We start from the raw sequence: 21610 nt of genomic DNA, 5'->3' as shown, positions 1-21610 counted from the left end.
ACAGAAGTTATATATTGGAACGATAATCAATCAAGTTTTAGAGACTTATTAACAGATTTTTGCTGCAAGTCTTATAAAAGAAACGAGATTGACAAAAGCTATGACCCGTAAAATGAAAACTGAAAAAGAAATTAGTTACGGGTATCCCATCAAACCGCCGTGTTTGAAGATACCGGATTCATTTGAGGGGAAAGCATCGAAAAAACACAAACTTTTTTTAATTCATAAAAAAGTATTGGAAACATCATTTTTCAAAAAGACTTTATCGACTTTTATTTCATTTTCTTCAACTTTATTTTCCTCTGCTTTTGCTTCTTTTTTCATCGCCCATTTTGACTCTTTCTTGAATTCTCATTCCTTTAATTTTTCACGCGTCCCAAAAAATTCAGATTTGAAAAAGGGATTTAAAACATTCAAATCAGACATGAGGCGACATGATAGAAAAATGCAGCAGCAAAATATCAAAGATTACACCCAAATATAACACTCATTATAACTTCATTATAACAATCATTAAAAAATTCAGAACAAAATACAGGTGACACAAATGCCGAAACGCAATGACGTAAAAAGAGTATTATTAATTGGATCCGGCCCGATTGTAATCGGCCAGGCAGCGGAATTTGACTTTTCCGGGACGCAAGCATGCCGCGCCTTAAAAGAAGAGGGACTTGAAGTCGTTTTGGTTAATTCAAACCCGGCAACAATTATGACCGATGCCGAAACCGCTGATGCCGTTTATATTGAACCGCTCAATTCCGACATTTTAGAAAAGATTATCGCCAAAGAAAAACCGGACAGCATCATTGCAGGCATCGGCGGCCAAACCGGTTTAAACATGACAACAGAACTCGCCGAAAAAGGAATTTTAGAAAAATACGGCGTTAAAATTCTCGGAACGCAAGTCGAATCTATCAAAAACACGGAAGACCGCGAGCTTTTCAAAGAATTGATGATGGGAATCGGCGAACGTGTTCCGCGCAGCAAAGCCGTCACCACGATGGAAGAAGTCGAAGAAACGATTGATGAATTCGGTCTTCCGCTCATCATCCGCCCGGCATACACACTCGGCGGCGCAGGCGGCGGTATCGCGCACACGCGAGAAGAACTTTATGAAATTTCGGAAAAAGGTTTTAAAAAGAGCCGCATTCACCAGCTTCTGATTGAAGAAAGCGTTCTCGGCTGGGAAGAAATTGAATTTGAAGTCATGCGTGACAAGAATGATACCTGCATTGTCATCTGTACAATGGAAAACATCGACCCGATGGGCATTCACACAGGCGAATCCATGGTCGTTGCCCCGATTTTGACAATGCCGAAAGCAGACATCCAAATGCTTCGCGACGCATCGATTCGCATTTTAAGAGCATTAAATATCGAAGGCGGCTGCAATGTTCAACTCGCATACAATCCCGAAACCGGCGATTACAGAGTGATTGAAGTCAATCCGCGTGTTTCCAGATCATCGGCGCTCGCCTCAAAAGCAACCGGATTTCCGATTGCCCGCGCGACTGCAAAAATTGCAATCGGCCGAACGTTGGATGAAATTGTCAAAGGCGTTGAAGTCGGATCGGACAATTGGGAACCGAAAGTTGAATATGTTGTCGCGAAAGTCGCGCGCTGGCCGTTTGACAAATTTACATCCGCCGACCGCAAATTAACAACCGCGATGAAAAGCACCGGCGAAGTGATGGCAATCGGCGGACAAGTCGAAGACACGCTTCAAAAAGCAATTCGCGGACTTGACATCGGAAAACACATTGACGAATATTCATGGACGGATGAAGAGATTGAAGAACTTTTGAAAAACCCCACCGATGAACGCATTTTCGTTATGATTTACGCACTCAAAAAGGGATATTCCGTCAAAACAATCGCCGAGTGGACAAAGATCAATCCGTTCTTCATCGAAAAGATTAACAATTTCGTTTCCTTTGAGAAAACACTGAAAGAAGAAGAATTGACCAAAGAAGTGTTAATCGAAGCGAAAAAGCTCGGATTTACCGATGAGAGAATCAGCGAACTCACCGGCAAGAGCCGCATTGAGATTACGGATTTGCGCCTTAAAGAAGGCATCGAAGCGTCATATCGCATGGTCGATCCTTGCGCCGAAGCTCTTGAATCGTTTACACCTTATTATTACACTGAATACAGCGTTGAAAACTTATCCAAATCCGACGACCGTGAAAAAATTCTCATTCTCGGCGCCGGCCCGATTCGTATCGGCCAGGGCATTGAATTTGACTATTGTACCGTTCACGCCGTCAAAGCGCTTCGCGACGAAGGCATCGAAACGCTGATTATTAACAACAATCCGGAAACCGTTTCAACCGATTACGACACGTCCGATAAGCTTTTCTTTGAGCCGTTAACGCTTGAAGATGTCATGAACGTGATTGAAAAAGAGAACCCGACAGGTGTTTTGGTTCAGTTCGGCGGCCAAACTTCCGTGAACTTGGCAATTCCGCTTGAAGAGGAATTGAAAAGACGCGGCATGGTTACCAAAGTTTTGGGAACATCTCCCGAAAGCATGGACATGGCCGAAGACCGCGAAAGGTTCAATGTTTTGATGAGCGATCTCGGCATTTTGCAGCCGGAAGCCGGATACGCGACATCCGAATCCCAAGCGTTTGAAATCGCAGAAAAAATCGGATACCCGGTTTTGGTTCGTCCGTCCTACGTTCTCGGCGGCCGCGCGATGGAAATCGTTTACGACCGCGACGAACTTGAAAAATACATCAAAGAAGCGGTTCGCGTGACGCACGATCACCCGATTTTAATTGACGACTTCTTGGAAGGCGCACGTGAAATCGATGTCGACGCGGTTTGCGACGGCAAAGACGTATTTATCGGCGCGATTATGGAACATATTGAAGAAGCTGGTGTTCACTCAGGCGACTCCGCGTGTGTGATTCCGCCGCAGACGCTGTCTGAAGAAATCTTGGAAATCGTCAGAGACTATACTCGAAAGATTGCGCTTGCACTAAACGTCAAAGGCATGGTCAACATCCAAATGGCCGAGCAGAACGGCAAGGTTTTCGTTTTGGAAGCCAATCCGCGCTCCAGCCGAACCGTTCCGTTCGTCTCCAAAGCCATCGGCATTCCGCTGGCAAAGATCGCCGCGAAAGTGATGATCGGCAAGTCTTTGAAAGACCAAGGCTATATCGCCGAAAAAGAGCCGCAAATCAATCATGTGGCTGTCAAAGAAGTAATCCTCCCCTTTGACAAATTGCCTGGCGCAGATCCGCTCTTAAGCCCCGAAATGAAGAGTACGGGAGAAGTCATGGGAATTGATTACAGTTACGATTTGGCATTTTACAAAGCCGAAATGGCCGCAGACAATACCTTACCGCTTGAAGGAACCGTCTTTATGTCGATTCGCGATAAAGACAAAGATGAGATGCTTGAAGTCGCCAAAGACATGGCAAGCGCCGGCTTAAAACTCATCGGAACAACGGGAACGGCCAAATTCATGGAAGAAAACGATGTTTCAATGGATATTGTTTTAAAAGTCTACGAAGGCACGCCCAACGTCATTGACCGCATTCGAAAGAATGAAGTCAATTTGGTGATTAACACGCCGACCGAAAAAACAAAAGCGCGCCGTGACGGATCCAAAATCCGCCGCGCAGCCGTTGATTACGGCATTCCGTACATCACAACGCTCCAGAGTGCCAAGATTTCCGGAAAAGCAATTACGGCCGCCAAAGAAAAAGAAATGGCGATCAAATCCATCCAGGAATACAACAAAGACAATTCTTAATCGAATTGTCTTTCTTTTTTTGTTTCATTATTTGACATACCCGGACTCGTTTTTTTGATTTATTTTTTGAAAAGCTGTGCGGCTCGCGCGTGAGCGGCGGCGCGGCAGACAGTCGCAGCAGTCACCTGCTGTAATCACCGGCAGGCGTCGCCGCAACCAAGAGAAAAAGAAGAAACACCGCCGCAAAAACAAAAATTATTTTTATACTGTCAGAAGACTCAAATAGCTTCACATCTTTTGATAAGCCGGTGAATATCCATGGGCTTATTCGATAAACTTGAAAAGAAAATTGATCAGAAAATTGATCGTGAAGTGAGCAGCGCAAAATATCAGGCGGAAAGAAAAGTTGACAATGCCGTTGACAAAAAAATCAACGACACCAAAAAAGAAGTCAAAGATTCCGTCAAAGAAGAATTGAAAAAATAATTCTTCTTTTTCTTTTTTTAATGTTTTTCGAATTTAATTTTTCAAGATTTTTAGATATTGATTAGTGACAGCTTTTGATTTTTAACAACTTTTCTTTTACAGTTTTTGATTTTTGACAGCTTCCGCTAAGCAAAATAATTTTTAAAAAAAGAAAGCGTAAAACGGTTTTAAAAACCGTTTCACATTTTATTAAATTTATTTTGATTAAATTTTAAATTTAATCTTTCACGTTGCTCAAGCCGAGCGCGCGAGCGCTGATTTCAACAATGTCTTCAATGACAATGTCGGCGCGCGGATTGTCTTCGGCCAAAAGGGCGTCGCGTCCATCAGAGAGGTTTCTCTTACAGAACGGGCAAGCCTGAGCAAAGACGTTGGTCTGCGTTTTCTGTTCACCCTCAGGGTAGAGAACTTCCATCGCATCGCCGACTCTTGCCTTCGCAATTGAAAGCGCAAGTTCGGGCATACCGGCTTTGACACCGCCGCCTGCACCGCAGCATCTTTGATATGCTCTGTTGCGGTCCATTTCGACAAATTCCATACCGGGCATGCTCTGGAGAACCTTTCTGGGCTCTTCATAAACACCGACGTGGCGGCCGAGGTGGCACGGGTCGTGGTAGGTGACGATTTTGTCTTCACCGAAGGGTTTTTGCACCCATTCAACTTCGCCGGCTTCAATCTTTTCGGCGAGGAATTGGGAGACGTGCATGACCTTAAAAGGAGTCTCTTCGCCGAGAAGTCTGGGCCAGTCAACGAGAGATGCTCTGAAACATCCGGAGCAAGCATAAAGAACGGTTGTTGCGCCTTTTGCTTTAATTTTCTCAACGTTGGATTGAGCCAATCTCTTTGCGAGGTTGTCTTCCTTGTAATACTGACCGGTTCTGATTAAAACGGAACCGCAGCAGGCTTCTTCTTCGCCAAGCGTACAGAATTCAACGCCGAGTTTGTTCAAAACACGTGCGGTTGAAACAGCGAGGTTGGTCTGCTTCATGCCGGCCGTACAGCCCATGAAGTAGAGAATGTCTGCCTTGTCAGCGATTTTAACATCGTCAGGAATCCAGCTTAAACGGTTTTCTTTCGGCTCGTTGTAAGAGTTGAAAGTGTCGCTGATGATTTTGGGCATGCCGCCCTGTTTGCCGTAAGGACCGGTTCCTCTCTTCACAAGGTCGGCGCGCATGGCTTCCCAAAGCTCGACCGTGTTGATACCGGATTCACAAACAGTTGCGCAAATACCGCAGGTGGTACAGCCGTGGACATCGTCTTTGAATTCAACGAATTCTTCTTCAGGGATTTCTTTCGGACCGAAGAAGAAAGCGCGCATACCGTAAGACTTGTCGATAAAGCGTTTCCAGCGGTAGATTTTGTCGCGCGGGGAAAGACCGGGTCTGAATCCTGAACCTTCGTAGGTCGGACACCATTCGGCACACTCGCCGCAGCGCATACAGCCGTCAAGTTCCATGAGCTGAACAGCTGTTAAACTTTTAATTTTAAGAGACGGTTCTCTTCTTGCCATTAATGTTCGCCTCCTTTGTTAACAATCATTGTCAAGGGACTTGTGATCATGTGGATGTACTTTGAGTACGGAATGAACGCAAAGCCGATGAAAAGCGCAAGGATACTGTGTGTCAATGCGATTTCTTTAACGTAGGTCAAGAACGGAGTCATGCCGCCGAGTGTCCAGATAAGATAGTCTAAGAAAATGAAATCGTATCCTGTGAAGTCGGTGATGCCGATTGCAATGTATCTGCCGGCGTGCGCGACGAAACCGGTCACGATAACGATGACCAATGTAACGAGCAAAATTGCGTCGTAAGAGTTTGTGTTGTCACGGACTTTCGGGATGAAGAGTCTGCGTGCGACCGCGATGATAACACCGAGGAAAAGCATGTAGCCGAGAAGCTGATTCGGAAGCTGCAAGAATTCTCTGAACCATTCGGGATCAATGAAGTGGATACCGATTAAGTGAATAATTTCAACCGCGAACATCAAACCGGAAAGTGAGAAAAGACCCATCCAGCCGATGAAGATAAGCATGTGCATGAACCAGCGGAGCGGGTCTGCGCGTGCGGTTCTTCTCTGGAGAAGAACGTCAAAAACTAAAGTTATCAAAATGTTCTGACCGTGGTGAACGGAATGTGCTCTTAATTGTTTCCAATACGCCTTTGCGAAAACAATAATGCTTCCGACTAACCCGTGTTTACCCTCTTCAGGTTCAAGACCCCATGCAAGAGAACCTTGTCCCCATTTGCGGACATTAAAGTAAAGCCCGACAACAAGGAGAGTAATAGCAAGGGCAGATACAGTCATCATGACGATGAATGTAATAGAGATGCCGGCAATGCCTGAAAAATAATCCATTATTTAATTCTCCATAAATTTTTTGAAAGCAAATGACTTTGACAGTTTGACCGCCGTAAATGATTAATGATGATAATACGGTCAGGTACGCTGTCAACCAAACAATAATTACAATAGCGAACGATAACGCTCAGCCCGACAGGCCGGAATCGAAAATTGAATCGAAAAACCCGAACATGCGAGCCATTGATATGTTCTACCAAGTCACTATTCCCTCATTTAGAAAGAAAAATGACTCGAAACGACGAAGTCGATGATAGAAGTTAGTAGGCACTTTGTACCGATTATATTTAAATATTATCACTCGGAGAATCCCGCGAATTTATCCGGCGAAATTCGAAAAATGGAAGAGAACGGCGCAATATTATGATGAACAATAATGAAGAATTTTCGCAAAATGAACGAATATTTCATATTCCGAATAAAATTTAGATGGCGGGACAAAATGATAAAATAGCATCACCGTTTTTTGGACTGTATGCCCGATATGTCCGAGAGCCTTTTTGAAAATAATGCAGAAAACACGAAAAGCGCAGAAAACGCTGAAAACAAAAATGATTTGCCGAGCCTTCGCATTGTTTTGGTTGAGCCGCTTTACCAGGGAAATGTCGGCTCGGTTTGCCGCATCATGAAGAATTTCGGATTTTTGGAACTCTATTTAGTGAACCCTTGCGCGCTGGAAGGCGAAGCGCGCGCGATGTCGTCTCACGCGATTGATGTGCTGAAAAATGCGAAAATCTGTGAAACGATTGAAGAAGCGGTTGCCGGCTGCGATGTTGTCATCGGGACAACAGGTATGCGCGCGCAAAAAGGATGCGATCACATCCGAACGCCTGCGCTGACGCCCGGCGTTCTTCGGGAGAAAATGGAAGAATTCCACCCCGAAACGAAATTCGCGCTTTTGTTCGGCCGCGAAGATATCGGTTTTACGAATGAGGAAATGTCATTTTGTTCCATGATTGCGACAGTTCCGTCGTCTCACATTTATCCGGTGATGAATTTATCCCATGCCGTCGGAATTATGGTTTACGAACTTTCCGGCGCACGGTTAACGGGAAAATATAAAACAACCGATTTTAAAGAATTTGAAGCCATGTGCGCCCATTTTGGAGAAGTTTTAGAAGACATGGAATTTGATCCGTTCAAACAAGAAAAAATGGCGCTCATGATGAAACGCATTTTCGCCCGCGCCGAGCTCACGCCGTGTGAAGCGAAAACGCTGCGCGGCATTTTCAGAAATATTCAATATCATGCCAAGAAATCAAAAGGCGAAGATGTCAGCAAATACAGGCGGGAAATTGAAAATCAATTTGAAAATGAGACCGGCGAGTTTGACGAGGAGTTTAATTTGGAATTTGATGTCGATTTTGTGAAGGAATGAAGTATGATAACAAAAAAAAGAGCATCAACATTCGTTTTCATATTAAGCATTCTGGCGATTTGTGCATTTTCCATTATTGTATATATTCGTCCGGAATCATTTAAACCGATTTTGAGTTGTGTTTCTATTTTATCAGTTCTGACCGTTTTAAGTTCGTTACAAATGCTTGAATTACATGGTTTTAATTTAAAAGAAAGCCTTTCAACGAAACGAATACTATCCGCTGTTTTCTTTTGTATTATCTTTTTGGGAACTTTGTTTTACGCTTTTATAATTTATCCGATAATGTACCGTCAACCAATCTCGTCAAATTTTACAGAACCGATTGAATATTTGATTATGATTTTAGGAAGCGCGATTTTTATAATTACAATGATGTCAGCCATATTCTTTTCAGTAATAAAAATAGAAAAGAAAGACAAAAATTAACCAAAATATCAAATTCATTTTTTTATCATTTCATTTTCAATTTCTTATTGCCTCGTTTGCATTTGCTGTTAAGTTTTTAGTTTGCTGTTTGCTGCGTGCATCTGCTTCTTCTTATCACATCCGTTCGCTTCGCGAACGTGGGCACAGCTGCCTTACCGTTTCTGTTTACCGTTGCTACCTCGCCGTTTCCGTTTGTTGCAGCTGTCACCGCTGCCGGCGCAGCTGCCGCCCGCCGCGCGCGAGCCGCACAGCTTTTCAAAAAATAAATCGAAAACGACCCTCGTTTTTTAAAAAAATAGAAAAAGAATCGGATTTTTAAAAATCCGAAAAATTGCGATTTCAGAAATCGCGGTACAACATGTAATCCGCCATGTCTTTTAACAATTGTTTGGACGGGCTGTCGGGCAAAATGTCGAGCTTGGCCTTGCCGTCTTCGACGAAACCGACTGCGAGGTTTTTGACGTAATCCAATGAACCGGAGTCGGTGAGAACCTGAATCGCTTCGTCAATGTCTTCTTTTGTGCCGCTTCCTTTGCCGAACGCGCGCGGAATCGCGCCTTTTTCGGCAGCGTGAATCATGAGAAGCGTTCTTTTGCCTTCAAAAATGTCGCTGCCTTGTCTTTTGCCGAGAACTTCTTCGGGCATCGTGAGGTCCAAAACATCGTCGTAGATTTGGAATCCGAGACCGACGAGGCGTCCGAAATCGTAAAGCGCTTGATCCGTCTTTTCATCCGCGCCGCCGATAACGGCACCGATTTGAGCAGCCGCGCCGAACAGGATTGCGGTTTTCTTTTCAATCATTTCCAAATATTCATCGGCGGAAACCGAATCTCTGTTTTCAAAGTCAATGTCAAGCCACTGGCCTTCACAAACTTCAACGCAGGTTCTGGAAAGAATGTTCGCGGATTTCAAAAGACGTGCCGGATCGCTGTCAGCCGTCGTGATAATTTCAATCGCCTTGGAATAAAGCGTATCGCCGGCCAAAATGCCGCCTGCTTCGCCCCAAATCGTGTGAACGGCAGGAAGACCGCGGCGAACCGGATCGTTGTCCATAATGTCATCGTGAACCAGCGTAAAGGTGTGCATCAATTCAACGGCAACGGCAGCCGGAACGGCGGTTTTGATGTCGCCGCCGACCGCTTCGGCACTTGCCAGCAAAACAGCGGGTCTGAGTCTTTTGCCGCCGGCTTTAACGATATGACGGGACGCTTCGTAAAGACCCTCCGGTTTTTGAACGGGAAGCAAACCGTCAATCGCTTCGTCAACAGGAACGGATAATTTTTTAATTTCATCAACAACAGTCATTCTAAAACTCCGATAATTCAAAAAATTAAAAAAATTGAAAAATTTAGTAAAAATTGAAACCTTAAAGATAAATTTAAAATTTTAAGATTAAATTTTTTAAATTAAAAATTAAGGTTCGAGGAAAAGGATTTCCCCGTTTCTTAAAAGGTGAACAGTTTCGCCGAGAACGTAACCTGCATCTTCGGCCATTTCAATGTACGCGCTGTGCATCGCAAGGTCGCCGTGCGCCGGAATGACGTGCGTCGGCTGAACCATTCGAAGCATTTCCCAGTGGTCTTCGCGGTAGGCGTGACCGGAAACGTGAACATCGTCATAAATTCTTGCGCCGCGCATCTTCAATTTGGTTTCAAGCGCGTAGCGGTTGGCGCGTGTCATCGGACTCGGAATGATGTTTGCCGAGAAAATCACACGGTCGCCGGATTCCACTTTGAAAGGCGTCTCGCCGTTTGAAATTCTGACCAAAATGGAGCCGGGCTCGCCCTGATGACCGGTTACGACAGGCAAATATTTTTCCTTGCCGTCTTCCATAATCTTTTTCAAAGCGCGGTCAACGTCTTTTCTCTGACCGTAAATTTCAACGTCTTCGGGAAGCGTAATGTATCCCAAATCGTGTGCAGCAAGCAAATATTTCTCCATGGAACGTCCCATGAAAACAGGAATTCTGCCCATTTCTTCCGCGATTTCAATAATCGCGTTCAAACGCGCGATGTGAGACGCAAAAGTCGTCACGATCATGCCGACGTGAGATTCTTCCGTTCCCAAAAGAACATCGCGAAGCATTTCCTTGGCAATCGTCTCAGACGGCGTTTTGCCGGATCTGGCGCTGTTGGTTGTCTCGGTAATCATTGCCAAGACACCGTCACTGCCGATTCTGCGAAGCGCGTCAAAGTCCGGAGACTCGCCGATTGTCGGCGCGCGGTCCAATTTAAAGTCACAAGCGTACATCACGGAGCCGTACGGCGTGTGAATAACAGCAATAACACTGTCAACAATGCTGTGCGGAATGCTGATAAATTCAACGCTGATGTCTTCGGTGATTTCATACGTGCCGCCGGCTTTGAGCGCAATCAGCGGATTGTTGACTTTGAATTTCTTCTCTTCGTCAATCTGCTGGCGAATAAGCGAGGTGGTGTACGGCGTTGAAATAATCGGCGCGTTGTAGCGGTGCGCCAATTTCGGAATGGCGCCGATGTGGTCCAAGTGACCGTGCGTACAAACGATTGCGCGGACCGTGCCGTTCACGTCTCTCATAATTGTATCGTCCGGGATTGCGCCCATGTCAATCAATTCAAGCGAGTGCATGCGGTCGATTTCCGCATCTTCGTGAATCTGAACACGGTCTAAGCGGATGCCCATGTCCAAAATAATAATATCTTCGCCGACAACTACGGCCGTCATGTTACGACCCATTTCGTTATAACCGCCTACGGCGACAATTCCTATATCTTCCATTTTTATAAATTCCTTTATTTTTGATTTAATTTGGATTTAATTTTTTAAATTAAATTTTAGATTTTTTAATAATTAAAATTCGATTGAACTTTAATGGATTTTTCCTTTAAAACATGAATTCCAAGAATTCGAATAAGGGATGACTGTCATAACCGGATTTACCGGCACGAATCCGAATCATAAATCACAGAAGCGATTGATCTTGATTCTGATTGATTGCAATTGATTTTGATTCCGATTGTTTTCGCGTTAAAGAATTTCCTTGTTCGCGTAATCGCGGACGTTGAATCCGCGGCTTGTTAAATAGTCGTACGTTTTTCCCGTAACGACCGCGTTGGTTTGCGAAAGCGCTTTAATGTCCGCGCAGCCTGTCAAAAACATGGAGGCTTTAAGTTCCTGCTCCATTAAACGAAGCGCGTCTGCCGCCGCGTCGGCGCCTTTGAAAGCGGGCTCGACAAACGGCAATGCCGCGCCGGCCGCCGCCGCTCCGAGCGCAACGGATTTGGCAATGTCAACGCCTGTCCGCACGCCGCCGGTTGCAATCACCGGAACCGCGACTTTGCATTCGATTAAACTGGAAACGGTCGGAATACCGAAGTCCCAGAACAATTCGCCGAGATGCTCGCCCAATTTGTCTTTATCCATACGAGCGCGGTAAACTTCGACACCGGACCAGCTGGTTCCGCCGACGCCGCCGACATCAATCGCGGAAACGCCTGCTTTTTTGAGCAAAAGCGCATCCTCGCGTGAAATGCCCGCGCCGGTTTCTTTCGCAATCACCGGAACGTCTGCCGCGGCGCAGATTTTTTCAATCATTTCCAAGCAGCCGCTCGCATCGATATCGCCTTCCGGCTGAATCGCTTCCTGTAAGAAATTCAAATGAACCGCAATTGCGTCCGCGTCAATCATGGAAACGAGGGAATTGACTTTTTCCGTTCCGTATTCCTTAATCTGAGCCGCGCCGATGTTTCCGTAAACAAAAGCGTTCGGTGCTTTTTCGCGGACAATTTTAAAAGAATCAGTCTGCTTCGGGTCGTCAATTGCCGCCCTTTGGCTTCCGACGCCGATTCCGACACCAACCGTTTCCGCCGCTTCTGCAAGCGCCGCATTAATTTTAGTTGTTTCGGGGTGGCCGCCGGTAATGGATGCAATCATAAAAGGAAAAGATAATTTTTTTCCGAAAAAATCAACAGACATATCAATATCATGCATCGAAATCTCGGGAAGCGCGCGATGAACCAAAGTCACATCTTCAAAACCGGCGCTCACCTTGCGGGATTCAACATGGCATCGGGCGCAAAGCTCCAAATGCTCAATTTTTCTGCGTGATGTTTCATGCTCCATTTTTTAAAACTCCGGATGTCACCCTGAATCGGGATTAAAATTTTCCTGGTTGAAATTTTCCATTTAATAAGACTGATTTTCTTGAAATAACCTACTCGGTAATAGTATATAAATAATTCACAGCGGAGACGGAAAAATTACCGTTGCCGCCGTGAAAACAATTAAAATATTAAAGAAATCGATTTTTCTTTTTTGTAAAAATGACTTTCAGCCTCTGATCATGGTCAACAGCATTTTAAATTTTTCAACCGCGAGAAGCGCGTGTGAAATGTTTGCCGGCATGATAATGGCTTGTCCTTTTTCGAGCAAAACCGGATTTCCGCCGATTGTGATTTGCGCTTTGCCGTCCAAAATTTGAACAACGGCGTCAAACGGCGCAGTGTGTTCGCTCAAACCCTGTCCTTTGTCAAAGGAAAACAAAGTGATGTTTCCGGATTCGTTCTTCAAAACTTGTTTGCTGATGACGCCGCCTCCCGAATATTCAACCATGTCGGCGAGATTTAACGCAGCGCCTTTTTCAAAAACTTCTTCTGTCATAATAAAACTCCTGATTTTTGTATAAATGAAATAAAATGATTAAATGAATTTCAATCGTCTTTACAGATAACCGTTCCGACGACTTCGCCTTTTAAATACGCGGCGACGCTTCCGGGCGTATTCGCGTTAAAAATGCAAGACTCTATACCCGTTTTTTCCGCAAGATCCAAAATTTCGGACACTTTTCCGAGCATGCCGCCGGTGACATCCGTCCCGGCCGAGCCGCCGATGTGCTGTTTAACGGAATCAAAACTGTCCGGCGTAATTTTCGGAATGGTTTTGCCGTCCGAATCCAAAACGCCGTCTGTTGCCGACCCGAGGCCGACGCGCTTTGCGCCGAGCGCAGCTGCCACGTACGGCAGCGACTGGTCGCCCGACAGGATGCAGGATCCGCGAACGGTGTCCATGCAGACATCGCCGTGCAGAACCGGAACCAAATTGTGCTTCAGCATTTCTTCAATTTGGCCGGTGTACAAAAAAGTCAGGCGGCCGTCTTCGCAAAGCGAAAAAGAAAGCGGATTCAAAGGAACCGCCGGAATACCTTCCGCGCGCAGCGTTTTGACAATCATTTCGTTGAGTTCGCGAACGGAATCATGCGTTTTTAAGAAACCTTCTTCATGAAATCCTTTGTCAAGGCCGTATTCCTTCGCATAAACATGACCGAAAGAACCGGCGCCGTGAACAATAACAAGTTTTCCTGAGAAACCCGCGATTTCTTTGGCGATTCGCTCCATTTCATCGGATTTCGCGGAACCGGCAGCCGCGTTTTTATCGGTAACAGCGCTGCCGCCCACTTTTAAAACCGTAATGTCGGAATTTGAACTCATATCATTCCCTCGTAAATTAAAAAATTGTAAATTATTTTGTTTCAATTCGAACGCCCGTATTGGAAGTTCGGCAAATAAAAGAATCGCCGCCTGCGCGTTTAACCGCATGCGCGACGCGTGACAGATTTTTGTGCTCGCACAGCGCAATCATGCAGCCGCCGCCGCCCGCACCCGTAATCTTGGAACCGAGCGCGCCTGCTTTGCGCGACGCGTAAACCAATTCGGAAAGCTCTTTTGAGCCGACACCGATTGAATCCAAAAGTCCCTGATTGATATTCATCAATTCACCGACGGTATGAAAATCGCCTTCCTGAATAAAATCGACGCCGGTTTCGGAAATCGCGCTGATTGTGTCCATGATTTGACCAATCACAATCGGATGCCTTTCCCGAAGCGCGGCAACGTTTGAAACGATTTTGCGCGTCGATGAAAACTTGCCGGTGTTCCCGATAACGATTAACATGTCATGAAAACCGAGTTTTTTGCGATCCGGAATTTGAACCATCCCGCCGAATGTCGAAACAAACGTATCTGTCGGACTGGCGCGCCCTTGTACTTCCGATTCCACAAGATGTCCCATCTGCGCGATGTCTTCCAAAGTCAAATTCGTTTCATAATAAGCATCCAGCGCTTTAATCGTTGCAATCGTCACCGCCGCGGACGAGCCGAGGCCGGATCCGACCGGAATATCGGAGTGAATGTCAATGCTGACACCGGTCACATCCGTCAGTCCTTTGAATTTTTCGACAACGGAATAGATGTACGGATGTTTGCGCGGATTTAAATCAATGCTGCCGCCCGGACCTTTCATTTGAATTGACGGTGCTTCGTCAACGGTCACATGCGCACGCAAATCAATCGCGCAGGCAATTGCCGTTTTACCGTAAACAACAGCGTGTTCGCCGAATAAGAAAATTTTACCGGGCGCGGAACTTGTAATCATTTATAAAACACCAAAATAAAATATTTCAATAATTAGAATTGGAAACCTGAAAAGTAAATGCCGTTTAATTTATAAATTCATTCCCCGTGCCGAAGAGATTCATTCAAAAAAAATGAAAAATAAAACAAGATTACAAAAAGAATTATTCAAAATCGCAAAACGTTTTTGATTCAACCGATTTTGCTTTTTTGGAATTGCGCTTCTTTGAATCAGAATTGCCGTCAGACTCAACCGCTTTAACCACTTTTTTCATCAGCGTTGAAAACGGATAATCTTTAAAATTATCTTTTGAAACAAACTGTCCGCCGGTTTTCATTAAATTTTTCAAATCCGCTTCGTTTTCTAAAACTTTTGTTTTAAAAATTTTAAGCGTCAGATTAATGTGCGTAAAAACGTGGCGGACGTTTTTTCCCGTATCAACCCAATCGGCGTTTGGAATCGGAAACGAAATCTTGTTCAGCATTTCATCGTTGCCTTCGACAGCTTCCCACGGAAATTCGGTTAAGCCGTGAAGCAATCCGGCCTCTTCGCGCTTTCGAATAAAAACATCGCCGGATTCATTTTCAATCCAAAACAATTTTCCGATTTTATTGATTTTTTGAAGCTTTTCGATTTTCGGAATTTCATCAATCAAATTTCGCGCAAGCGCTTCGCATTCGCCTTCAAACGGACAGACAGAACAATCCGGATTTTTCGGCGTGCAGACAGTTGCGCCAAGATCCATAATCGCGGACGTGTAATCGGCAGCGCGCGTCTCAGACATTAAATCCTGCGCTTTTGTTTTGATTTCAGGCAAGCTGACAGCCGTGCTTTCCGCGATTCCGTAAAGCCTGGAAATGACGCGAATCACATTGCCGTCAACGACTGCCTCGCGCTTATCAAATGCAAGCGATGAAATGCTGGCCGCCGTGTAGGGACCGATTCCGGGAAGTTTCAGCAATTCCGAATAGGTTTCGGGGAATTTGCCGCCGTTGTTTTGGTTCAAAAATTGAGCGCATTCGTGAAGTTTTCGGGCGCGCGTGTAGTAGCCGAGACCCTGCCAAAGCAGCAAAACGTCATCGATGTCGGCGTTTGCAAGCGCGGAAATGTCCGGAAATCTTTCCAAAAAACGGTAAAAATAAGGAATGACGGTTTTAACCGTCGTCTGCTGAAGCATAATTTCAGAAATCCAAACGACGTAAGGATTCGGATGAGCGCCGCGAACGCGCCAAGGCAAATCGCGCCCGTTTTGATTGTACCAGCTCAGCAGCGCCGACGATAAAAACAAACGTTTTTCTTTGCCGGATAAAACATCATCCGGCAAAAAAGCATTATTAGAGGGGATCGTCATAATATCTTTCAAACAAATTCGGGCAGACGGCTGCCAAGGTTTTCGGGTCGTCTTCATCCCATGTTAATTCGATTTCCACGATTTGGAAATTGTCTTCAAAGGTGTCCAAAACGTCATAAAAATCTTCTTTTCCGGTCGCTTCGTCATAAGCATCAAGCGTCGCGTAAAGAATTTCTTCGTTTTCGGGGAAATCCGCGTCGTCCATCGCTTCAAAAACATCAAGCAGCGAATCGGGATTTTCAAGCGCTTTTTCAAAAACATCGCGGCCTTTTGAAACCAGCCACGCGCGGAAATAATCAAACGCGTCATCCGAGCAGCCGCCGCAAACAATGTACGCCGCCGCCCATAAATCGGAGTTGTAAGACATTTCCAAATGTTTATCCAATTGATAATCAAAACCGAAAATATCATCAGCCGTCATCGCCGAGAGCTGTTCGACAAGATTGTCAAGCTGATCTTGGGGGTCATCGGCTTTTGAAAGTTCGATAATTTCCCAAAATTTATCTTCGCTCATTAAATTTTCGCGGGATCCGCGCATCATTTTATCAGACATAAATATTCCTCAAGATGATTATTCGATTTCTGAAACAGCTTTTTTGATTTCCGCGTCGCTTTCATTCAGGATTTTTTGGAAATCCGGGTCGTCCCATAAAGATTCATAATCCAAATCTTCTTTGGCCCATTCACGCGCTTCAGGATTTGAATTAATGGATCTTCTGAGATATTTCAGGCTCTCCTTTTTTTGACCGACGACAGCCAAAATACCGCCGATTCTGAACCAGGAATCCGGCAAATCGGGAATTAATTTAATCGTGTTGCTGAACGCTTCTTTCGCGTCTTCGGGCTTTCCGGTTTTTAAAAGAAGGTGCGCCTTGTCATACCAAGCTTCTTTGCTTTTCGGGTCGATTAAAATAACCGCGTCAAACGCGTCGATTGCTTCGTCGAATCTTTCAAGCTGAACCAAAGCGAGCGCCTTGTTGTAAGCGGCGTTGAAATTGTTTTTGTCGCCGCTCAGAATAATATCGTAAACTTTGACGGCTTCGTCGAATTGCCTGAGCTGAAGAAGCGCGGTTGCCTTGTTGTAAAACGCGTCAATATTTTCGGCATCAGCTTCGATTGCTTTATTGTAGCTTTCAATCGCTTCGTTGTAAAGGCCGAGTTCGGACTGAATCACGCCTTTGTTGTAATAAGCGTCGCTATCTTTCGGATTGAATTTAACGGCGGTATCGTAAGCGTCGATTGCTTCATAAAAACGGCTGAGGCTGTGAAGCGTCAATGCTTTGTTGTACCAAACATCGCCGTTTTCGGGATCGTCTGCAAGCATTCCCTCGTAAAATTCAAGCGCTTTTTCGCGCTCGGCCAGCTGGTGAAGCAAAACGCCGCGATCAGATTCCGTCTCCGACACGATTTCAATCGGGTCGCCGGCAGTGCCGCCGCAGCCACTGCACCCGGCGCAGCCTGAATTTTCCGAGTTTTCCGCAAAATTTTCATCAATCATTTGACCTTGATTTTCGTCGTCCATTTTTAGATTCCTCTCAAAATTGAATAATGATTCAAAGAACAAATGCAACTTCTTAATCTTTTTCCCTGATTTTCAATGATTTTTCATTACTTTTAAAAATTTGTTTCAAAAACAAAAATTCTGACGATAGGTTTAAAAATTTAGTCGCTTTGTAATTGTGATTTTCAGCATTAAAATAAATTAAACATTAAAAAATTAAATTAATTAAAATCAGGAAGAAAATTTATGTTCATTGTGATGTCACTCGGCGGTTCGATTTTAGCAGGCGATTTGGATTCGGCGCGTTTTAAAACATACGCGGAAGCCATTTTGAAAATTTCTGAAAAACACAAGCTTCTTCTTGTCGTCGGCGGCGGCGTTTTCGCGCGCAGATACATCGAAACCGCGCGCGGAAACGGCGCGGATGAGGTCATGTGCGACTTCATCGGAATCGACGTCACAAGAATCAACGCCAAGCTTTTGATTTCCGCGCTCGGAAAAGCGGCGTATCCCGAAGTTCCGACGAATTATAATGAAGCCGCGGTCGCCGCCGAATCCGGAAAAATTATTGTAATGGGCGGCGTCATCCCCGGACAAACAACCGACGCCGTTTCCGCAGCACTCTCCGAATATCTCGGCGCGGATTTATTTTTAATTCCGACATCCGTTGACGGCATTTATTCCGCCGACCCGAACACCGACAAAACCGCCGTCAAATATAAAACATTGACCGGCAGCGACCTTGTCAAAATGTCGGGCGAAACATCTTTGAAAGCCGGCTCCAAATCGCCGATCGACCCGATCGCCTGCAAGATGATTGAAAGAAGCGGCATCCGAACGATTGTTTTAGACGGCAGAGATCCGAAAACTTTGCTGAAAATTATCGAAGGCGAAGAAAAAGGACCTCAGGCGGAATGTGACGGAACAATCATCACGCCTTGAACGAGGAAATAAAATGGAAAAACATCAATACGTTTGCCCGAAATGCGGCTGCAATCATTATACGAACGATCAATTTCAGGCAACGGGCGATACGTTTACGAAATTGTTCAATATTCAAAATAAGAAATTCATTACAATCAGCTGCACCGACTGCGGTTTTACGGAAATTTACAAAGCGCAGAATTCGGCGGGACTTGACATTTTGGATTTCTTAATCGGGTGATTTTATTCGGATTTTTTGAATCGAACCCCGATTCGCTATTTTTTTATTCTATAAAATTTTAGATTTATTTTTATTATTTTTAATTTTGATTTTTTAGATTTAATAATTCAACTTTGAATATTTCGGTGACTTTATGACAAAAACAAAAATCATCACGCTGATGTGCTGCCTGCCGGATTTGGCGAGCGTCAATATCAAAGATCGTCTCCTTGAATCTGAAAATTGGACGAAAGCCGACGTGCCGCCGATTGAGAAAATGAAGGACGCGCTTTTGAAATATCCGATTTCAACATCGGTTTTGTACACGGAAGACAAAGGAAAAGAATTGTCGAATTTGTTTACCGAAGTTTATGAATTAACCAAAGGTGACACGCTTTTTCGAATGATTTCAATTGACGGCAGAATCATTTTTCAGGATTATTTGGACAAACGCTTGGAAGATTTGGGTTTTAAAAGCGATTTAATCGTTTTTCTCTCAAAACACAAAAGCCAAAGCGAGACAAAAGCGCTGACTGCTCACCCTTCCGGAAACTATGCGGCTGCCGATTACGGCGGACACCCCGGCTCGCTTTGCACGCCTGCGCCGCTTGCTATGAAAAAGCTGCTGCTTGTAATGGACAGGCTCAACGCCGAAACCGGACTCAGCTACGATGTTACTTTTGAAGTTACCCACCACGGCCCGACCGAGCTTGAAACGCCGTCACTGTTTGTTGAAATCGGCAGCACGGAAAAAGAATGGATTGATCCGAAACCGGGACTCGTCGTCGCCAAAGCGGTTCTTTCATTGGGCGAGCCGGACGATGCGAACGCCGCCTGCGAGAGGCTTTCAAAGGAAGCGAAACTTTTGGAAGAAAACGCTGTTGCCGTTGCTTTCGGCGGCGGACATTACGGCGACCGCCAAACAGTCAGTTTGTTCAGAACAAAATTAGCTTACGGACACATGTTTCCGAAGTATCAGCTGGAAACAATTACGGAAGAAGTCATTTTAAAAGCGTTTGAAAGAACGGGTTCAAATCTCGCGTTTTTTGATAAGAAATCCATGCGCGGCCCCGACCGCAGGCGCGTGACGGAAATATTAGAAAAACACAATATTCCGATTATCAATGACAAAGATTCGGTCGCCGAATACGGTGTCGGATTTAATTTAAGAGAAAAAGAAAACGAGAATGAAGAATAATTGAAATTCCTGATTTCATTTTTATCTTCTTCTTCATTCCCTTTTTTGATTCGTTTGCCAATGTTTTTTTATAAATTTTGCAAATAATTGGAAATATACGAAACTTATATAATATTCAAAATATTAATATAAGACACATAAATTCATTTTTGATAAAATTAAAAATGAATAAATTTGAATGAAAAACAAGTTCATCAGCAATTTGGAGGAAAACGAAATGAGAGAATCGGTTGTCTCAGGATTATTTTATGAACCCGACGAAGACGGGTTAAAGAGAGAAGTGGATCGTTTATTTGAAGCGGCGAAAGGAAAATCGGAATATTCCGATAAAACCGTCGGCGTTATCAGCCCGCATGCAGGATACATATTTTCAGGAAAAACAGCGGCTGCGGCAATTGATTCAATTATGGAAGCGGATACATACATCATTATCGGCTCCAATCACACAGGCCTCGGCGAATCGCTGGCGTATTCCCAAGACACGTGGAAAACACCGCTCGGCGAGGTTGAAACAGACAAACTGATTGCGCGCTACTTTGACGGCACGTGGATTGTTCATGACGAAGAAGCGCATGAGAGAGAGCATTCCATTGAAGTGATTGTGCCGTTTTTACAGCGCAAAATGAAAGACAAGCCGTTTAAGATTTTCCCGATTGTCATGGGCGATCAAAACAGAGCGGCTGCTAACGTTATCGCACAGATATTAATTCCTTTGATGAAGGAAAATATTTACATCAAAAAGGAAAATCTCGACGAAAAATTAAAAATCGCAATCATTGCGTCCAGTGATTTTTCTCATTACATCCCGGAGGAATTCGCAAAAGAGCATGATGAAGCTATCATTAACAGAATTTTGGCGCTTGACGTTGACGAATTTTATGATTTTATAGACAAATACGATTCAACCATTTGCGGCTACGGCCCGATTGCGGTTTTGATGATGGTTGCAAAAGCGCTTGACACAAATGCCAAGCTTTTGGAATACAGAACCAGCAACGATGAAAGGGAAGCGCGCGAAGTTGCCGTTGTCGGATATGCTGCGCTGACTTTTACATATAACAAATAAAAATAATAAGAACATGAATCGCCAGCATTTTGCCGGCTTTTCATTTATTTTTTAAATTTCCGCCCGAATTTTTTCAATAATTTCAGTCACCAATTCTTCAATCGTTTTATTGTCGCCGGAAACCGTAATGTCGGCATATTTTTCATAAAGCGGGCGCCGTTCTTCATAAAGATTTCCCAAGCTTTGGTTTTCTTTAAGCGCAATGCCGCGCGTTGAAATATTTTGAATCCGGCGCATGATTTCAGGAAAAGACACGTCTAAATACACGACGATGCCGATTTCTTTGAGGCGCGCCATTGATTTTTCACCGTAAACGACGCTGCCGCCGGTTGAAATCACAGAATTTGACGCTTGAAGATTGGAAACGATTTTTTCTTCGATTTGAATGAAACCCGAAAAACCGGCGGAATCGACAAGATCCTGAAGCAGCATTCCTTCTTGCTGCTGAATGAGAAGATCGGTGTCGACAAAAGAAAGGCCGAGTGACTTTGCAAGTAAAACACCCGAAGTGCTTTTGCCCGATCCGGGCATGCCGATGAGAACAACATTTTGTTTTTCAAAAAGATCAAAAACCGTCATAATTTTTCAACAACGGAATAAAGGATAAAT

At 44.6% G+C, this 21610-nt stretch carries 21 protein-coding genes; 9 read left to right on the top strand and 12 right to left on the bottom strand.

What is annotated here, in order from left to right:
- Nucleotides 1-547: 547 nt before the first annotated feature.
- Both carB and MmiEs2_RS01765 read left to right on the top strand, forming a co-directional pair.
- Complete coding sequence (gene carB, locus MmiEs2_RS01770) at nt 548-3763, top strand: carbamoyl-phosphate synthase large subunit (RefSeq protein ID WP_316559722.1); 3216 nt, start codon at nt 548-550, stop codon at nt 3761-3763.
- 258 nt (nt 3764-4021) lie between these two features.
- Entirely contained in the window at nt 4022-4189 is a 168-nt protein-coding gene (locus MmiEs2_RS01765) for a hypothetical protein (RefSeq protein WP_316559721.1), read from the top strand.
- A gap of 217 nt (nt 4190-4406) precedes the next feature.
- Here the strand turns inward: MmiEs2_RS01765 and MmiEs2_RS01760 are convergent, their stop codons facing one another.
- Both MmiEs2_RS01760 and MmiEs2_RS01755 read right to left on the bottom strand, forming a co-directional pair.
- The gene (locus tag MmiEs2_RS01760; RefSeq protein ID WP_316559720.1) at nt 4407-5699 is read right to left on the bottom strand and encodes a (Fe-S)-binding protein; all 1293 of its coding nucleotides are present in this window, start codon (nt 5697-5699) and stop codon (nt 4407-4409) included.
- The gene (locus MmiEs2_RS01755) at nt 5699-6544 is read right to left on the bottom strand and encodes a respiratory nitrate reductase subunit gamma (protein ID WP_316559719.1); all 846 of its coding nucleotides are present in this window, start codon (nt 6542-6544) and stop codon (nt 5699-5701) included. The genes MmiEs2_RS01760 and MmiEs2_RS01755 overlap by 1 nt, the downstream gene beginning before the upstream one ends.
- Before the next feature lie 478 nt (nt 6545-7022).
- Here MmiEs2_RS01755 and MmiEs2_RS01750 point away from each other — a divergent pair, with 478 nt between their 5' ends.
- The 3 genes from MmiEs2_RS01750 (at nt 7023) to MmiEs2_RS01740 (ending at nt 8620) form a co-directional block, all read left to right on the top strand.
- Nucleotides 7023-7925 (top strand): RNA methyltransferase, encoded by a 903-nt coding sequence (locus tag MmiEs2_RS01750; RefSeq protein ID WP_316559718.1) that lies wholly within the window; start codon nt 7023-7025, stop codon nt 7923-7925.
- A gap of 3 nt (nt 7926-7928) precedes the next feature.
- Nucleotides 7929-8354 (top strand): hypothetical protein, encoded by a 426-nt coding sequence (locus MmiEs2_RS01745; protein ID WP_316559717.1) that lies wholly within the window; start codon nt 7929-7931, stop codon nt 8352-8354.
- A 95-nt stretch (nt 8355-8449) separates the two neighbouring features.
- Complete coding sequence (locus MmiEs2_RS01740) at nt 8450-8620, top strand: hypothetical protein (RefSeq protein ID WP_316559716.1); 171 nt, start codon at nt 8450-8452, stop codon at nt 8618-8620.
- 73 nt (nt 8621-8693) lie between these two features.
- Here the strand turns inward: MmiEs2_RS01740 and MmiEs2_RS01735 are convergent, their stop codons facing one another.
- The 9 genes from MmiEs2_RS01735 to MmiEs2_RS01695 form a co-directional block, all read right to left on the bottom strand.
- The gene (locus tag MmiEs2_RS01735) at nt 8694-9659 is read right to left on the bottom strand and encodes a polyprenyl synthetase family protein (protein WP_316559715.1); all 966 of its coding nucleotides are present in this window, start codon (nt 9657-9659) and stop codon (nt 8694-8696) included.
- A 108-nt stretch (nt 9660-9767) separates the two neighbouring features.
- Nucleotides 9768-11111 (bottom strand): RNase J family beta-CASP ribonuclease, encoded by a 1344-nt coding sequence (locus tag MmiEs2_RS01730; RefSeq protein ID WP_316559714.1) that lies wholly within the window; start codon nt 11109-11111, stop codon nt 9768-9770.
- Nucleotides 11112-11360: 249 nt separating this feature from the next.
- Entirely contained in the window at nt 11361-12455 is a 1095-nt protein-coding gene (gene fni / locus MmiEs2_RS01725; RefSeq protein ID WP_316559713.1) for a type 2 isopentenyl-diphosphate Delta-isomerase, read from the bottom strand.
- A 207-nt stretch (nt 12456-12662) separates the two neighbouring features.
- Entirely contained in the window at nt 12663-12992 is a 330-nt protein-coding gene (locus tag MmiEs2_RS01720; protein WP_316559712.1) for a cupin domain-containing protein, read from the bottom strand.
- Nucleotides 12993-13042: 50 nt separating this feature from the next.
- Nucleotides 13043-13819, bottom strand: a complete 777-nt coding sequence (locus MmiEs2_RS01715; RefSeq protein ID WP_316559711.1) for an isopentenyl phosphate kinase — start codon at nt 13817-13819, stop codon at nt 13043-13045.
- A 31-nt stretch (nt 13820-13850) separates the two neighbouring features.
- Nucleotides 13851-14762, bottom strand: coding sequence for a mevalonate kinase (locus tag MmiEs2_RS01710; RefSeq protein WP_316559710.1), 912 nt, complete (start codon nt 14760-14762; stop codon nt 13851-13853).
- A gap of 142 nt (nt 14763-14904) precedes the next feature.
- Nucleotides 14905-16092 carry an A/G-specific adenine glycosylase gene (mutY, locus tag MmiEs2_RS01705; RefSeq protein WP_316559709.1) on the bottom strand — a complete coding sequence of 396 codons (1188 nt, stop codon included), beginning with the start codon at nt 16090-16092 and terminating at the stop codon, nt 14905-14907.
- Entirely contained in the window at nt 16076-16645 is a 570-nt protein-coding gene (locus MmiEs2_RS01700) for a DUF4240 domain-containing protein (RefSeq protein WP_316559708.1), read from the bottom strand. Before MmiEs2_RS01700 ends, mutY begins: the two co-directional genes overlap by 17 nt.
- 18 nt (nt 16646-16663) lie before the next feature.
- Nucleotides 16664-17614, bottom strand: a complete 951-nt coding sequence (locus tag MmiEs2_RS01695; protein WP_316559707.1) for a tetratricopeptide repeat protein — start codon at nt 17612-17614, stop codon at nt 16664-16666.
- 225 nt (nt 17615-17839) lie between these two features.
- Here MmiEs2_RS01695 and pyrH point away from each other — a divergent pair, with 225 nt between their 5' ends.
- The 4 genes from pyrH (at nt 17840) to amrB (ending at nt 21001) form a co-directional block, all read left to right on the top strand.
- Complete coding sequence (gene pyrH / locus MmiEs2_RS01690; protein ID WP_316559706.1) at nt 17840-18535, top strand: UMP kinase; 696 nt, start codon at nt 17840-17842, stop codon at nt 18533-18535.
- 13 nt (nt 18536-18548) lie between these two features.
- Nucleotides 18549-18758, top strand: a complete 210-nt coding sequence (locus MmiEs2_RS01685; RefSeq protein ID WP_316559705.1) for a zinc ribbon domain-containing protein — start codon at nt 18549-18551, stop codon at nt 18756-18758.
- A gap of 133 nt (nt 18759-18891) precedes the next feature.
- Nucleotides 18892-19935: a D-aminoacyl-tRNA deacylase gene (locus MmiEs2_RS01680; protein ID WP_316559704.1), complete on the top strand. Its 1044-nt coding sequence runs from the start codon at nt 18892-18894 to the stop codon at nt 19933-19935.
- Nucleotides 19936-20113: 178 nt separating this feature from the next.
- A complete protein-coding gene (gene amrB, locus MmiEs2_RS01675; RefSeq protein ID WP_316559703.1) occupies nt 20114-21001 on the top strand; it encodes an AmmeMemoRadiSam system protein B in 888 nt (295 codons plus the stop codon).
- Between the two features lie 51 nt (nt 21002-21052).
- Here the strand turns inward: amrB and MmiEs2_RS01670 are convergent, their stop codons facing one another.
- Nucleotides 21053-21580 carry a shikimate kinase gene (locus tag MmiEs2_RS01670; RefSeq protein ID WP_316559702.1) on the bottom strand — a complete coding sequence of 176 codons (528 nt, stop codon included), beginning with the start codon at nt 21578-21580 and terminating at the stop codon, nt 21053-21055.
- Nucleotides 21581-21610 lie beyond the last annotated feature (30 nt).

The sequence above is a fragment of the Methanimicrococcus stummii genome (assembly GCF_032594435.1).
In the GTDB taxonomy this organism is placed as follows: Archaea; Halobacteriota; Methanosarcinia; order Methanosarcinales; family Methanosarcinaceae; genus Methanimicrococcus; species Methanimicrococcus stummii.
The sequence above is the reverse complement of the archived record's forward strand: the minus strand, read 5'-3'. Positions and strand labels throughout refer to the sequence as shown.